Raw genomic sequence first — 14,024 nt, 5'->3', positions numbered from 1 at the left:
GGAATCTCGTGTGATCGCATCATCGTGGCTGCTGGTCGCCTTCCCGGCGCTCGGCGCGCTGATCCTGCTGGTGGGGGGCAAGCGCACCGACGCATGGGGGCACCTGCTCGGTACGGCCACCGTCGCACTGTCCTTCGTGTACGGCCTGATCCTGTTCTTCGCGAACAGCTTCGACACGCACAGCGACGTCAAGCTGTTCTCGTGGATCCCGGTCAACGAGCTGCAGGTGGACTTCGGGCTCCGGATGGACCCGCTGTCGATGACCTTCGTGCTGCTGATCACCGGCGTCGGCATGCTGATCCACTTCTACTCGGTCGGCTACATGCACGACGACCGCGGCAGGCGTCGGTTCTTCGGCTACCTGAACCTGTTCGTCGCTTCGATGCTGATCCTGGTGCTGGGCAACAGCTTCGTCACGCTGTACCTCGGCTGGGAGGGTGTCGGCCTGGCCTCGTACCTGCTCATCGGCTGGTACCAGGACCGCCCGTCCGCGGCCACCGCGGCGAAGAAGGCGTTCCTGATGAACCGCGTCGGTGACGTCGGGCTGGCGCTGGCGATCTTCCTGATGTTCAAGTACGTCGGCAGCACCGGGTACGCCGAGGTCTTCGCCGCGGTGGGCCAGATGCCGCCGGGCGTGGTCACCGCGATCGCGATCCTGCTGCTCCTGGGTGCCTGCGGTAAGTCCGGCCAGTTCCCGCTCCAGGCCTGGCTCCCGGACGCGATGGAAGGCCCGACCCCGGTCTCCGCCCTCATCCACGCCGCGACCATGGTCACCGCGGGCGTCTACCTGATCGCCCGCTCGCGGGACATCTTCAACGCCACCGAGGACGGCCGCCTGGTCGTCACGCTGGTCGGCGCGGTGACGCTGCTGATCGGGTGCATCATCGGCTGCGCCTACGACGACATCAAGAAGGTGCTGGCGTACTCCACGGTCAGCCAGATCGGCTACATGATGCTGGCGGTCGGCCTCGGGCCCGCCGCGTACGCGCTGGGCATCATGCACCTGGTCGCGCACGGCTTCTTCAAGGCCGGGCTGTTCCTCGGGGCCGGGTCGGTCATGCACGCCATGAACGACGAGGTCGACATGCGCAAGTTCGGCGGGCTGCGCAAGCACATGAAGATCACCTACCTCACCTTCGGCCTCGGCTACCTGGCGCTGATCGGCATCCCGCCGCTGTCGGGCTTCTTCACCAAGGACGCGATCATCGAGGCGGCGTTCGGCCAGCCCGGCTGGCGCGGCTGGGTGATGGGCGGTGCCGCGCTGCTCGGCGCCGGGCTCACCGCGTTCTACATGACCCGCCTGATGATGCTCACCTTCTTCGGCAAGGAACGCTGGAAGGACATCAAGTCCAGCGACGGACGCGAGTTCCGCCCGCACGAGTCCCCACCGGTGATGACCATCCCGATGATCATCCTGGCGGTCGGCTCGGTGGCCGCGGGCGGCCTGTTCACTCTGGGCGACTCGATGGTCAAATGGCTGACGCCGTCGCTGGGTGAGCTGCGGGAGGCCGAGCACACCGTGCTGCCGCACAGCCTCATCCCGTTCCTGGTGGTCGGCCTGTCCGTGCTCGGCGCGCTGGCCGCCTACCTGATCTTCCGCCGTGACACCCCGGTCGAGCGGCCGGAGCGGGTCTCCTTCCCGGTCCGCGCGGCCCGCAAGGACCTGTACGGCAACGCGCTGAACGAGACGCTGGTCGCCCGCCCGGGCATCTGGCTCACCCGGTTCGCCGTGTTCCTGGACAACCGGGGCGTGGACGGCGCGGTCAACGGCCTGGCCGCGAGCCTGGGCGGTGGCTCCGGCCGCCTGCGCCGGCTGCAGACCGGGTTCGTCCGCTCCTACGCGCTGTCCATGCTCGGCGGCTCGTTCGTCGTCATCGCCGCGCTCCTGCTGGTGAGGTTCTCATGACCCTGTTGCTAGTCCTCATCCTGCTGCCGCTGGCCGGCGCCATCGCGGTGACCGCGCTGCGCTCGAACGACCGGGTCGCCACGCTCACCGCGCTGGGTGTCTCGGTGGTCGAACTGCTGCTGATCATCCCGCTGTGGCTCGGTTACGAACCCCGCGGCGAGCGCATCCAGCAGGCGTCCTCGATGGACTGGATCCCGAACTTCGGCATCCACATCTCCTTCGGCATGGACGGCATCGCGCTGGTGATGATCGCGGTGATCGCGCTGCTGGTGCCGCTGATCATCGGCGGCACCTCGGCCATCGACAAGCTGCCCAAGGGCCGCACCGCCGGTGGGTACTTCGCGCTGATCCTGGTGCAGCAGTCGCTGACCATCGCGGTCTTCGCGGCCACCGACGTGTTCCTGTTCTACGTGCTGTTCGAGATCATGCTGATCCCGATGTACTTCTTGATCGGCGGCTACGGCGGGCCGAACCGGCAGTACGCGGCGGTCAAGTTCTTCCTGTACTCCTTCCTCGGCGGCCTGATCATGCTGGCCTCGGCGATCGGCGCCTACTCGATGGCGTCGGACGAACTGGGCCAGGGCACCTTCGACTGGGCCACCCTGGTCTCGGTGGTGCGCGACGCCCCGACCGGCACGCAGATCTGGCTGTTCCTCGGCTTCTTCCTGGCCTTCGCGATCAAGGCGCCGCTGGTGCCGCTGCACACCTGGCTGCCGGACGCGGCCGGGCAGGCGCCGATCGGCGTGGCCGTGCTGCTGGTCGGCGTGCTGGACAAGGTCGGCACCTTCGGGTTCCTGCGCTACTGCATCCCGATGTTCCCCGACGCCAGCCAGGCGCTCGCGCCACTGGTGCTCACCCTCGCGGTGGCCGGTGTGGTCTACGGCTCGATGCTGGCCGCCGGGCAGTCGGACATGAAGCGGTTCATCGCCTACGTGTCCATCGCGCACTTCGGCTTCATCGCGCTGGGCATCTTCGCCTTCACCACGCAGGCGCAGGTCGGCTCGGTGTCGTACATGCTCAACCACAGCCTCGCCACCGGCATGCTGATCCTGGTGATCGGCATGGTGATCGCCCGCGGCGGGTCCACCAGGATCGCCGACTACGGTGGCATGGCCAAGGTGACCCCGGTGCTGGGCGGGCTGTTCTTCATCGCCGGACTGTCCACTTTGTCCCTGCCGGGGACGAACTCGTTCATCAGCGAGTTCCTGGTGCTGCTGGGCTCGTTCGAGACCCGCCCGGTGTTCACCATCGTGGCCACGCTGGGCCTGGTGCTCGCCGCGGCCTACGTGCTCTGGCTGTACCAGCGGATCTTCCAGGGGCCGGTGCGCGGTGACGCGCTGGTCGGTGCCGGTGGAGGCCCGGGCACGGCGATCGCGCCGGAGCTGGGGGCGAAGAAGTCCATTCGCGACCTGTCCAAAGTGGAGATCGGCGTGCTCGCGCCGATGGTGGTGCTGATCATCGGGCTGGGCTTCTACCCGAAGCCGGTCCTGGACACGATTACTCCTTCGGTGGAAGCCACGATGTCCGCCGTGCAGGAAGGCAACTGATGCTCGAGGTATTCCTGGCCCAGGATCCGGGCAAGATCACCGCCCCGGCGATCGACTACATGGCGATCCTGCCGATCCTGATCATTCTCGGGGCGGCCTGCCTCGGCGTGCTCGTCGAGGCGTTCTGGCCCAAGCACCAGCGGTGGTTCGCGCAGGTTTCGTTGTCGCTGGTCGCGATCGTGTTCGCCGGTCTCTTCCTGGTGATCTACGTCAGCGATTCACCCGCGCGCGGGCTGACCACGCTGAGCGGGGCGCTGTCGGTGGACAAGCCGGCGCTGTTCCTCTGGGGCACGCTGCTGGCGCTGGCGGTCGGCGCGGTGCTGCTGATCGGGGACCGCTCGGTCGAGCCGGGCGGCGCCTTCGTCGCGCAGGCGGCGATCCGGCCGGGCACCTTCCAGGACCGCGCGCAGGTCGGCTCCACCGGCATGCAGACCGAGGTCTTCCCGCTGACGCTGTTCGCGCTCGGCGGCATGATGGTCTTCACCGCGGCGAACGACCTGCTCACCATGTTCATCGCGCTCGAGGTGCTGTCGCTGCCGCTGTACCTGATGTGCGGCCTGGCCCGCCGTCGCCGCCTCATCTCGCAGGAGGCGGCGGTCAAGTACTTCCTGCTGGGTGCCTTCTCCAGCGCGTTCTTCCTGTACGGCCTGGCGCTGCTCTACGGCTACGCGAACTCGGTGAAGCTGGCCGACATCGCGAACGCCACCGCGGGCACCAACCGCTCGGACACGCTGCTGTTCGCCGGGCTCGGGCTGCTCATGGTCGGCCTGCTGTTCAAGGGCTCGGTCGGCCCGTTCCACACCTGGACCCCGGACGTCTACCAGGGCGCGCCGACCCCGATCACCGCGTTCATGGCGGCGTGCACCAAGGTCGCCGCGTTCGGCGGCATCCTGCGCGTGCTGACCGTCGGCTTCGAGTCGACCAGCTGGGAATGGCGCGGCGTGCTGTGGGGCGTCGCGATCGCGTCGATGGTGCTGGGCGCGGTGCTCGGCCTCACGCAGACCGACGTCAAGCGCATGATCGCCTACTCGTCCGTCGCGCACGCCGGCTTCCTGCTGGTGGGCGCGATCGCGATGACCGAGCAGGGCCTGTCGGGCACGCTGTTCTACCTGCTGGCCTACGGGTTCACCACGCTGGCGGCGTTCGGCGTGGTCAGCCTGGTGCGCGACTCGAACGGGGAGGCCACGCACCTGTCCGCGTGGGCGGGCCTGGCGAAGCGGTCGCCGTTGGTGGCCGGGGTGTTCACCTTCCTGCTGCTCGCCTTGGCGGGTATCCCGCTGACCAGCGGCTTCATCGGCAAGTTCGTCGTCTTCGAGGCGGCGCTGACCGACGGCATGGCCCCGCTGGTGGTCATCGCGCTGGTGGCCAGCGCCGTGGCGGCGTTCTTCTACCTGCGCGTGGTCGTGCTGATGTACTTCTCGGAGCCGTCCTCGGAGGGCCCCACGGTGACCGTGCCGGGCACCTTCACCACGGTGGCCATCACGCTCGGCGTCATCGTCACCCTGGTACTCGGCATCCTGCCCGCCTTCGCCCTCAACTGGGCAGGCGCCGGCGGCTTCGCCTCCTGACCCTCCCATGCTATGAGTGGGGCATTACTTGCATTGAACGCAAGTAATGCCCCACTCACAGCATTCGCCCTCACCACCACGCCGAACTCCACACTCAGGCAGCCGAATCCCACGTTCAGACAGCCGAGTTCCTCACTCGGATGGCCGGATTCCACGTTCGTGCAGCCGAAATCCGCACTCAGGGTTGCGCGTTTCGGGGTGCCGCTCGCCCCCGCGCAGAGCGATCGACCGGCGGCGCCGAGAACTCAGCCATCGGAGGAGTGATGGTGCCGGAGATCTGATCGCCGCGGTTCACCGTGGCCCCTTCGTCCGGAGGGCTTGGTAGGCGGCGTTGGTGGTGTTGATGGCCAACGCCTTTTCGCGGCTGAGGAAGTACTCGAACCGGGCGCCGTCTTCGATGCCCATGGCGCCCCAGTGCTTCTTGAGCCCGGGGTCGCGTGAGGCCAGGTCCCGGGGAATGGTGTAGATGTCCATGACCCGGGCGATCGGGTATTCGCTGTCCTCGTCGTCGGGCCGGTAGAACGCGGTCAGCTCCAGCTTCTCGATCTGGGACCAGCGCAACGACCAGGTGAGCACCCTGTGGCGGTACTTGTTTTTGTGGTGGGCGGTGATCCCGGTCTTGGTGATTTTGACCCAGTGCCCGTGCACCTTGGTCAGTTGCACCGTGGCGGCGGCTTCGGGGTAGAAGCCGGGGTCGTACGGCCTGGCCACCAGTCGTCCCTGCCGCAGCAGTTTTTCGATGTACCTGCGCCCGACGTTGGGGCTCAGCTTGATGCCGACCGCCAGGCTGCCCACCGCCCAGCGCCCGAACCCCCATAACTGGCCGGTGGCGATGGCGCCCACGACGAGGAAGGGGTAGAGGGACCCCAGGTCGCCCCAGGTCGTCCGGTCGACCTCGTGGTAGCGGTACAACTGCTTGCCGATCTTTCGGACCGCGAAGGTCTTCCCCACGTCGGCGGGGGTGAACATGTCGCTCTGGGGCTGCTTCGAATAGGGCTTCAGGTCCCGCCCGCCACCGCCGTAGTCGACGGAACAACCCCAGTGGTAACCGAAACCCGCGTGGCTGATCGGCCCGTACTCGGTGCATTTCTTGACGTAGGCGACAGCCCCGGTTTCGTCCACCGTGTACTCGGCGTCGCGCTGTTTGACCGTGTCGAGGTTCAGCAGCGTCAGGCCGAGGAAAAAGCTGGCCGGAATGGTCAGCCAGAACACCACGAACCGGAGGAACCCGCCGAGTTTTTCCAGCGACGTCTGCTGCTGCGCGATCCGGAGCAGTACGGAAACATGCATGGCTCAGTCGATCGAGCCGGTGATCTTGTTGCCGCCGTTGGTCTGGAACGGCATGACCGGCTGGGTTTCCGCGGATTTCCCGGGCAACTCGTATTCCTCCCGGGAGTCGTAGATCCGGGTTTTGTTCCGATCGCTCAGCTCCTTGGCGTCCGATTCGCTCCAGCGAGCCTGTTCGCCCGCTCCGGTCTCACCGAACGAGGCAGCACTTTTGGCGAGGTTGCCGACGGTGCTCTTGGTGGCTTCCTTGGCGACCTCTGTCCCGACGCGCTTGGGCAGATCCGCGATCACTTCGCCGTACGCCTGGGTGGTCGCGTTCTTGAGCACACCGCCGTACGCCCCGGCTTCCTTGCCCATCGTCGTCATCAGCCTGCCGAGCCCGCCGAGCTTCCCGACCAGGTCGCCGAGCAGCTTCTGGAGGTTTTGGAACGCCCTGACCAGCCGCTGGACCCATTGCATGGCCTTGGACGACTGCTGTGCGACGGTCGGCGCCACTTCGGTGGCGACCGCGACGGGATAGGTGGGCGGCGGGGTGCGGCAGAGGATGATCATCACCTTGGCGGCGGTGTCGGCGATGATGCCGCGGATGATGTCGCGGACCACCTTCAGGATCGACTTGCTGATCTCCACCGCGGTGGCCACGGTGCGTGCCGAGTCCGAAAGCGCGGTGAGGATGTTGATCCGCTGCTGGGCGTACTTCCGGTACTGATCGGCGCCGGCACCCCGCCATGTGGCGCTGTCTTCCATCAACCTGGTGGTGAAGTGCTCGGCGGCGGCCTGCACCCCGTCGGAGACCTTGCTCCACGCGTTGACGGCCAGGCTGAGCTGGTCCTGGTTGCCGACGAACCAGTCGAGCAGGTCCTTCAACGGGGACAGGTGCTCGATGACCCAGCCGAAACCCATGCCGAGCAGCGCCTCGACGGGGTTGCCCAGCAGGCTCTTCCCGTCGGCGGCCACGCCGACGCCGACGTCGAGCAGGCCTTCGGCCCAGTCCCCGTTCGTGCACTTGACGTAGCCGTCGGCGATGTCCTGGAGCAGCCCGGCGCCTTCGAGGTCGAGTTCGACGAGCGGGACCCGGTACTTGTTCTTTTCGATGTCTCCTGGGCCTCGCCGAGGACGCCGTCGGTGGTCATCGGGTTGTGCTCTTCGCTCACTTCGGCTCCTCGATGGTGGCGAAGAGCGTCTTGATCGACTCCTCGTTGTCATCGGTGTGCGCGGCCCAGGTCCGCACCTTCCGCAGGTGCTCGTCGGTGGTCTGGACCGCGGTGCGCAACTGGCTGGTCGTCTCGTCGATGAAGGTGCCGCAGATCATCGCGAGCGGGCGGCCGAGCACGCCGAAGGCATCCGGGTCGGTCACCTGGGCGATCGCGGTCAGTGCGGCCGACAGTTCGTTCTGGAGGTTCTCGATGTTCTTGGCGTGCTGCCTCAGCTCGTCCGGATCCGCCTTGATGTCCATGGTCATCGGCGGTCTCCCTCGTCGGTGAGGAAGTCGTTGCCGGAGAAGTAGTCGTCGTCGTGGGCGGGTTCGGTGGTGGGGCGGGTGGGGCGCGGGCGGCGTTCCGGGGCCGGGGGCGCGGGTGGCGGCGGCGGGGGTGCCGGGGTGTCGTGTTCCGCCACGAAACGGCTGTCCTCGTCCGGGATGGCGCCGTAGCCGCCACCGCCTTCGATGTAGTCGTCCGGCTCGGGCTCCGGGTAGGCGGCGTTGAGCTGCTCGATCAGCTCCGCCATGGTTTCGGTGCCCGCGATCGACGGGACGCCGCCCTGCATCGCGTCGGCGAGTTTGCTCTGCGCGGCCTGCATGGTGTGCAGGATCTGCTGGTCCAGATCCGCCTTCGCGCGGGCGATCGGGCCGATCTCCAGGCCGGTGAGGTTGCCGGCGTGGTTGACGGTGACCTTGATCTGTCCGTCCTTGCTGCGTTCGCTGACCGACACCAGTTCGATCTCCGCGCGCATCTGTTCGGCTTTGCGCTGCGTTTCCGCGAGCTTGGCTTCGAAATCGGCGAAGAGCTGGTCAGGGCTCGTCACGCGCGAACCTCCCCTGTTCACGTCCGTAGTCGTCCGGAGACCGAGTGTGGCATATCGATGTGCGGCTCAGTGCAGGCTTGCGCCCAACGAGGCCACCTTTTCGCTCAGCCGAGTCCGATCTCCCGGCAGCACGACGATGTGTTCATTGCCGCGCGGCCCGCTGCTGCTCAGGCCGACGCGTCCCGCGTCGATGTCCAGATAGCTGAGGCCGACGGGTGCCTGCTGCCGATTGCCGCGGTGATCCCGTTTCGCCGCGTGCAGCAATCCGGCGCCGTAATTGGGCACGGAAAAGATTTCGTCGAGTTCTTTGGCTTCCTGGCTTTTCGCCGGTTTTTCGTCGTAGATTCCCGCGGCGCCGGATTCCTCCGCCATTTCGTGCCGGGGCACGGTGAACGGGGTGAAGTTCGCCGCCGGGAAGCTCGGCAGGTGGTCCACCAGCAAGGTCGCCGCGCTTTGGCCGCGGTACGGCTTGAGCCACACCTGCTCGCCCTGGTGCACGACCACGACCGCGGTCCGGTCGTGCCCCGCCACGAGGATTTCGTAGCTCTCGTCCTGGGTGCGGACGTGCGCGAAATACTCGATCGGCGGGCGGTTGAGCAGGTGCAGCGTGTCCTCGAAATCATTGGTGAGCCGATTGCCTTGGACGAGACCGAGTTCGCTCAGTTCCGTCCTGGCGGCATTGTCCAACCCGGGTGCCGCGGAGGGTGGGATGTAGCGCTCACCACCCGCGAAAATGAGGTGCGGCTGGTCGTGTCCCGTCCATCGCATGGCCGTGAGCAAGGTGTTCAGCGATATTTCGATGCGGTGCCCGATGACCACGATCAGCTGGGCTTCCTGGTTTCACCGATGACCGGTGGCGTCGGTTTTTCCGTGTCCCCGCCGAAAAGCTTGTCCGGATCGGGGCCGAACAGGTAGTCGGGACGGCGGTGTTCCTTGTCCTCCTCACCGCGCTGGGCGCCACCCGCACCCGCCGGGCCGAACGGCACACCACCGGGACCGCCCGGTTTGCCCGCCATGCCGGCGGGGCCGGTGCCACCGCGGACCGGTGCTCCGCCGGTCGGCGCGCCGCCGGTCGGTACTCCGCCGACCGAACGGCCGGGCGGATTGCCTGGGGTACCGGGTGTTCCGGGGGTACCGCCTGGTCCGCCGAGGGAACCGGGACGGCCGCCGTTGTACAGACCACCGCTGTTCGGAACGCCGGTGCCGGGGCGGCCACCCGGGTTCGCGGGAAATCCGGGCGGCGGCGACCACGGGTTGCTGCCCGGTGGTGGCGAGTAGGGATTGGGTGTGCCGCCGCTGGGCGGTGCCTTGGGTGCGACGGGCGGGTTGTAGGCGGCCGCTTTGGTGCCGTCCGTCGGAGACTGCCCGACCGGACTCGGCGACTGACCGGCTGGAGCCGGTTGTTGCTGCTTCTGCTGCGGTGCCTGCTGTTGCTGCGGGATCGGCGAAACGTTGCCGGGGTGGCTTCCACCGGGAACGTTGCCCGCGGTGGTGTTCGGCTGGCTGCCGCCAGGGGCGCCTCCCGTCGGGGTTGCCGTGTGCTCGGCCAAGCCGATCGGTGCGCCCGGGTCGACCAGCGGGGTGAAGGAACTGGGCATGGTGTCGCCGTTGCCCATGCTCGTCGCGTGGTACCCGGCGAAGGCGTCGATGTTCTGCTGGCTCTTCGCCTGCCACTCACCGACCTTGTTGTTGTAGCCGTCCCAGTTGCCGGTGGTCACCGCGTCGAAGACGTCCGCCGAGGTCAGCTCGGGCTTGGTGGGCGGCACGGGGACCACGCGGTGCTGCACGGTGCCGAAGGCGGAGGTCTGGCTCTCCAGCGCGGTGCCCGCCTCGGCCAGCAACTCGGCGTCCGCGATCGAGGCCTTCGCCAGCGGCAGGGCCGCGTTGGCCGCGTTCGCGCCTGCTTCGCCGGTCCAGCCGGCCTGGATCTTCTGGGCGAGGTTGGCGATCTGCTGGGCGCGCTCGGACAGGTTCGAGGTCAGGTTGGAGGCGCTCTCCTGCGCCGCCACCAGCCACGTCGTGCCGGGACCACCGTTGATCTGCTCGTAGATCTGCGCCGCGTTGAGGGGGCTGTTCATCGACTGCCCCCTTGGATGTTGCCGATCACCAGATCAAGCACCCCACGCGCGGCCTCACACGGATCCTTCGTGCCGACGTTCTTCTGCGAAAGGGTGACGGTCGCGTCCAGGGTCGTCCGGTCGGTCGTGCCCGCGGAGACACCGCAGCGGCCGTCCGTGGCGGTGTCGTCGGTCTGGCCCCAGGCCACCGTCGGATAACCGCGCACCGGCGACATCTCCTTGAAGAACTTGAACTGCTCGCCCTTGCCCCGGTACAGGCCGGTGAGGCCGAGATCGGTGACCGTCGGGAAGCTGACCGCGACGAAGGCGCCGTCCGAGCCGTAGCTGTGCCACGAGCACATCGGCCCGCTGACGTTTTCTTCCTTCTCCGTGGTGTCCGAGCCGAGCAGCTCGGTCACCTGGGCGTCGGTGAGGGTTTCACACGGGCGCTGATCGAGTCCGCCGACGTCGAGCGGGTTTTCGACCTTCGGGGCCCCGAAACCGGGGACCTCCGATTCGCCCGCCGACTGCGCCGGTTGGCTCGCGGTTGCCTGGGGGACGGACGGGTTGCCCGTCACGTCCTTGCCTTCGCAGGCGCTGAGCAGCAACAACATCCCTGCTGCCCACGGCAGGATCCGGACGACTGGTCGACGCATCTAGAGCGAGCCTCCTTGGTTGCCGATCTCCGCGCCGGCACCGGTGTCGGCTTCGGCATACCGACCAGCGGCCGTGCGGAACTTATCGGCCTGCGCTCGGCAGTAGTCGATCCGGTCGTGCAGCGCGGACCGCAGGGTCAGCCCCGACTGGCGGACGAGCTGGGCGTTGTCACCGGAGGCGTATTCGGCGCCTGGTCCCTCGGCCGAGGCGAGCTGCTCGGCGATGCGGAGGTCCGTTTGGTAGGCCGCGGCCAGGTCGTCCCATTCCCGGGCGATGCTGTTCAGTTCCGCTGGTTCGAAGGAATAGCCGCCAGCGGGGGCGGGCGGGTTGTCAGGCGTGGTCATGCTGGTCTCCTCCCCGAGGCCAATCGGTGACCACGGGGTCACCATCCGAGCGCCTTGCGTGACTCGCCCCCGAAATTAACACTCTGCGTCCTTCCTTGTTCACCGTTCAGTCAGATCGTGGGTTTGTCGCGTTCGTCACCTGTGGCGAGGAGCAGCAGGCCACCTGCGTCCCCACCCCAGCCATTAGGCTTGGGTGAACCCGTGACCCAGTGCTGAGAGGGCGGAGCCGAAGTGGCAGTGCGTGATGGCGCTATGGAGGACTTGCGCGCGGCCGTCGGCCTGCAGATCGCCGACGAGGGGCTGCTGCGCGACCTGGCCGGTGGCCTGTCCGACGTGGAAGCGCTCCTGCGGGAAACCGTGCGCAGCGAGGTCAAGGCGGTCAACGACGCGGCGACCCACCTGGTCGAGGCCGGGGGCAAACGCTTTCGCCCGCTGTTCACCCTGCTCGCCTCGCAGTTCGGCGTCGGGGGGCGTGAGGCGGTGGTGATCGCGGCCGCCGCGGTCGAGCTGGTGCACCTGGCGACGCTCTACCACGACGACGTGATGGACGAGGCGACCATGCGCCGCGGCGCGCAGAGCGTGAACGCCCGCTGGGACAACACCATCGCCATCCTCACCGGCGACTTCCTCTTCGCGCACGCCTCCCGGCTGGTCGCCGACCTCGGCACCGACGCCGCCCGGATCATCGCCGAGACCTTCGGCGAGCTGGTCACCGGTCAGATGCGCGAGACCGTCGGCCCGCTCGACGGCGAGGACCCGGTCGAGCACTACCTCTCGGTGATCGCGCAGAAGACCGGTTCGCTGATCGCCACCGCCGGCCGGTTCGGCGGCATGCTGTCGAACGCGCCCGCCGAGCACGTGGACACGCTCCGTCGCGTCGGCGACATCATCGGCACCTCGTTCCAGATCTCCGACGACGTCATCGACATCGCCTCGGCCTCCGAGCAGTCGGGCAAGTCCCCGGGCACCGATCTGCGCGAAGGTGTGCGCACGCTGCCGATGCTCTACGCCCTCGCCGACCCGGCCACCGACCCCCGGTTGGTGGAACTGCTCTCCGGTCCCATCACCGAGGACCACCTGGTGGACGAGGCGCTGACCCTGTTGCGGGCCTCTTCCGGACTCGATCGGGCGAAGGACACCCTTGCCGACTACGCTCAGCGCGCGCGGGTCGAACTGGCTTCGCTGCCCGCGTCACCGGCGCGGGACGCCTGTGAGTCGGTCGCCGACTACCTGGTGGCGCGCACCGGCTGAGTGACCCCCGACAGGGGGCGTAAGGACGGCTGCCCGGTCCCGTCAAGTAGCCGAGGGGGCCGGAAGGAGGGACGCGGCAGAGATGTCGATTTTCACGCAGGTCTGGTTGTGGAGCGTGGCGGCGTTCGCGCTGGGGGCGCTGCTGACGGTTCTGCTGCTGGTCCTGCCGGCGCGCAAGCAGGTGAAGGAACTGCAGCGGCGGCTCACGGCCGCGGAGGCGGCGCCTCGTGAGCGGACCCGCCAGTTCACCCCGGAAGCACCCACCGCGGAGCCGACGCGCACGTTCGAATCGGAAGCGCCGACCGGCTATCAGGCCCCGGTGAAGCGCGAGGCCCCGATCGGGTACCCGCCCGCGTCGGAGCGTGAGGCCGCGACTGGCTATCAGGCAGGGGCCGAGCGCGAGGTCGCGACCGGGTATCAGCCCGCGTTCGAGCCGGAGGCGGAGTCCCGGACTGGGTACCAGCCCGCGTTCGAGCCCGAGGTGGAGTCCCGGACTGGCTACCAGCCCGCGTATGAGCCGGAGGCGCCGACCGGGTACCAGCCCCCGTTGGAGCACGAGGCCGCGAACGGACACCAGGCGGAGTCGGCGACCGGCTATCAGCCCGCGTTCGAGCCGGAGTCCATGCGCGACCCGTACGAGCCGGAGCAGCAGGAGTACGAACCCGCGGCCGAGCGCGAGCCGTACGAAGAGCCCGAGCCCATCCAGGCCGGCATCGAAATCGGGCAGCACTACGACGAACGTCCCCGCGAGCAGGACGACGAGGCCCACGAGTCCGTGGAGCAGAGCTGGTTCGCCCGTCAGCAGAAAGCCGAGGAGACCGTCTACTACAACGGTGCCGGCGTGCTGGACGACGAACGGCCCGCCAGCCTCTTCACCCCCGCCCCGGTCGACGAGGAACCGCCCGCCTACGCCTTCACCGAGGAACAGTCCTACGAAGAGGAACTGGCCGCCGAGCGCACCCAGGTGCTGCCCAAGCGCCAGCCCCGGCAGGCGCCCTTGGGCGGCTTCGACCCGCCGCAGCCGATCGAGCCGTCGGTGCGCCAGGTCGAGCGCCGCGAACCCGTGCTCGAGCAGGGGCAGAACAGTGGTTCGCTGTTCGAGCCCGCCGTCCCGGCCGGGCCCAACGGCATCGTGCCGGAGCCGCCGCCCGCCCGTGAGTTCGAGCCCGAGCCCGCCGTTCCGATCGGCCCGTTCGGGCCTGGCTCGGCCATGCCGAAGCCGGGTGGTGGCCGTCCCGCCGAGGAGTTCACCGTCAAGGCCAGCGTGACGGCCCTGCGGTACTGCACCGAGGAGTCACCGCAGTTCCCGCGCATGGTCGCCGAGGTGTGGTTCCGTACCGCGACCGACGCCGAGCGGGTCGGTTTCCGCCCGCTCGGCTAGT

13 protein-coding genes are annotated in these 14,024 nt (G+C 68.2%); 5 read left to right on the top strand and 8 right to left on the bottom strand.

Annotated elements, in window-relative coordinates:
• The first annotated feature begins 10 nt into the window (after nucleotides 1–10).
• From nuoL to nuoN, 3 genes are read left to right on the top strand one after another with little or no spacing between them, the layout of a single operon-like run.
• Nucleotides 11–1,906, top strand: a complete 1,896-nt coding sequence (gene nuoL / locus L3Q67_RS08135) for an NADH-quinone oxidoreductase subunit L (protein WP_499188938.1) — start codon at nucleotides 11–13, stop codon at nucleotides 1,904–1,906.
• The gene (locus L3Q67_RS08130) at nucleotides 1,903–3,453 is read left to right on the top strand and encodes a complex I subunit 4 family protein (protein ID WP_499188937.1); all 1,551 of its coding nucleotides are present in this window, start codon (nucleotides 1,903–1,905) and stop codon (nucleotides 3,451–3,453) included. The genes nuoL and L3Q67_RS08130 overlap by 4 nt, the downstream gene beginning before the upstream one ends.
• Complete coding sequence (gene nuoN / locus L3Q67_RS08125; RefSeq protein WP_499188936.1) at nucleotides 3,453–5,021, top strand: NADH-quinone oxidoreductase subunit N; 1,569 nt, start codon at nucleotides 3,453–3,455, stop codon at nucleotides 5,019–5,021. The genes L3Q67_RS08130 and nuoN overlap by 1 nt, the downstream gene beginning before the upstream one ends.
• 291 nt (nucleotides 5,022–5,312) lie before the next feature.
• Here nuoN and L3Q67_RS08120 read toward each other — a convergent pair whose 3' ends face one another.
• From L3Q67_RS08120 to L3Q67_RS08085, 8 genes are all read right to left on the bottom strand, one after another.
• Nucleotides 5,313–6,311 (bottom strand): DUF6346 domain-containing protein, encoded by a 999-nt coding sequence (locus tag L3Q67_RS08120; protein WP_499188935.1) that lies wholly within the window; start codon nucleotides 6,309–6,311, stop codon nucleotides 5,313–5,315.
• Between the two features lie 3 nt (nucleotides 6,312–6,314).
• A complete protein-coding gene (locus L3Q67_RS08115; RefSeq protein ID WP_499188934.1) occupies nucleotides 6,315–7,514 on the bottom strand; it encodes a hypothetical protein in 1,200 nt (399 codons plus the stop codon).
• Complete coding sequence (locus L3Q67_RS08110) at nucleotides 7,459–7,770, bottom strand: hypothetical protein (protein ID WP_499188933.1); 312 nt, start codon at nucleotides 7,768–7,770, stop codon at nucleotides 7,459–7,461. Before L3Q67_RS08110 ends, L3Q67_RS08115 begins: the two co-directional genes overlap by 56 nt.
• The gene (locus L3Q67_RS08105) at nucleotides 7,767–8,333 is read right to left on the bottom strand and encodes a YbaB/EbfC family nucleoid-associated protein (RefSeq protein ID WP_499188932.1); all 567 of its coding nucleotides are present in this window, start codon (nucleotides 8,331–8,333) and stop codon (nucleotides 7,767–7,769) included. The genes L3Q67_RS08110 and L3Q67_RS08105 overlap by 4 nt, the downstream gene beginning before the upstream one ends.
• A gap of 66 nt (nucleotides 8,334–8,399) precedes the next feature.
• On the bottom strand, nucleotides 8,400–9,152 hold the full coding sequence (locus L3Q67_RS08100; RefSeq protein ID WP_499188931.1) for an ESX secretion-associated protein EspG: 753 nt from the start codon (nucleotides 9,150–9,152) through the stop codon (nucleotides 8,400–8,402).
• Between the two features lie 2 nt (nucleotides 9,153–9,154).
• Nucleotides 9,155–10,411: a PPE domain-containing protein gene (locus L3Q67_RS08095; protein WP_499188930.1), complete on the bottom strand. Its 1,257-nt coding sequence runs from the start codon at nucleotides 10,409–10,411 to the stop codon at nucleotides 9,155–9,157.
• A complete protein-coding gene (locus tag L3Q67_RS08090; protein WP_499188929.1) occupies nucleotides 10,408–11,046 on the bottom strand; it encodes a DUF3558 domain-containing protein in 639 nt (212 codons plus the stop codon). Before L3Q67_RS08090 ends, L3Q67_RS08095 begins: the two co-directional genes overlap by 4 nt.
• Complete coding sequence (locus tag L3Q67_RS08085) at nucleotides 11,047–11,391, bottom strand: hypothetical protein (protein WP_499188928.1); 345 nt, start codon at nucleotides 11,389–11,391, stop codon at nucleotides 11,047–11,049.
• A gap of 252 nt (nucleotides 11,392–11,643) precedes the next feature.
• Here L3Q67_RS08085 and L3Q67_RS08080 point away from each other — a divergent pair, with 252 nt between their 5' ends.
• A complete protein-coding gene (locus L3Q67_RS08080; protein ID WP_499188927.1) occupies nucleotides 11,644–12,642 on the top strand; it encodes a polyprenyl synthetase family protein in 999 nt (332 codons plus the stop codon).
• Nucleotides 12,643–12,724: 82 nt separating this feature from the next.
• Nucleotides 12,725–14,023, top strand: a complete 1,299-nt coding sequence (locus L3Q67_RS08075) for a sunset domain-containing protein (RefSeq protein ID WP_499188926.1) — start codon at nucleotides 12,725–12,727, stop codon at nucleotides 14,021–14,023.
• Nucleotide 14,024 lies beyond the last annotated feature (1 nt).

Origin of the sequence: Saccharothrix sp. AJ9571, assembly GCF_021725495.1 — a bacterium.
Lineage (GTDB): Bacteria > Actinomycetota > Actinomycetes > Mycobacteriales > Pseudonocardiaceae > Amycolatopsis > Amycolatopsis magusensis.
Note: the sequence above shows the minus strand (reverse complement) of the source record. Positions and strands in the feature narration are given on the sequence as shown.

What these genes read in the sequence shown, in the direction of transcription:
- L3Q67_RS08130 (WP_499188937.1), top strand. Translation starts at nt 1,903, where the DNA reads ATGACCCTGTTGCTAGTCCTCATCCTGCTGCCGCTGGCCGGCGCCATC.
- L3Q67_RS08115 (WP_499188934.1), bottom strand. Translation starts at nt 7,514, where the DNA reads ATGACAACGAGGAGTCGATCAAGACGCTCTTCGCCACCATCGAGGAGC.
- nuoN (WP_499188936.1), top strand. Translation starts at nt 3,453, where the DNA reads ATGCTCGAGGTATTCCTGGCCCAGGATCCGGGCAAGATCACCGCCCCG.
- L3Q67_RS08120 (WP_499188935.1), bottom strand. Translation starts at nt 6,311, where the DNA reads ATGCATGTTTCCGTACTGCTCCGGATCGCGCAGCAGCAGACGTCGCTG.
- L3Q67_RS08090 (WP_499188929.1), bottom strand. Translation starts at nt 11,046, where the DNA reads ATGCGTCGACCAGTCGTCCGGATCCTGCCGTGGGCAGCAGGGATGTTG.
- L3Q67_RS08085 (WP_499188928.1), bottom strand. Translation starts at nt 11,391, where the DNA reads ATGACCACGCCTGACAACCCGCCCGCCCCCGCTGGCGGCTATTCCTTC.
- L3Q67_RS08075 (WP_499188926.1), top strand. Translation starts at nt 12,725, where the DNA reads ATGTCGATTTTCACGCAGGTCTGGTTGTGGAGCGTGGCGGCGTTCGCG.
- L3Q67_RS08110 (WP_499188933.1), bottom strand. Translation starts at nt 7,770, where the DNA reads ATGACCATGGACATCAAGGCGGATCCGGACGAGCTGAGGCAGCACGCC.
- L3Q67_RS08095 (WP_499188930.1), bottom strand. Translation starts at nt 10,411, where the DNA reads ATGAACAGCCCCCTCAACGCGGCGCAGATCTACGAGCAGATCAACGGT.
- L3Q67_RS08080 (WP_499188927.1), top strand. Translation starts at nt 11,644, where the DNA reads ATGGAGGACTTGCGCGCGGCCGTCGGCCTGCAGATCGCCGACGAGGGG.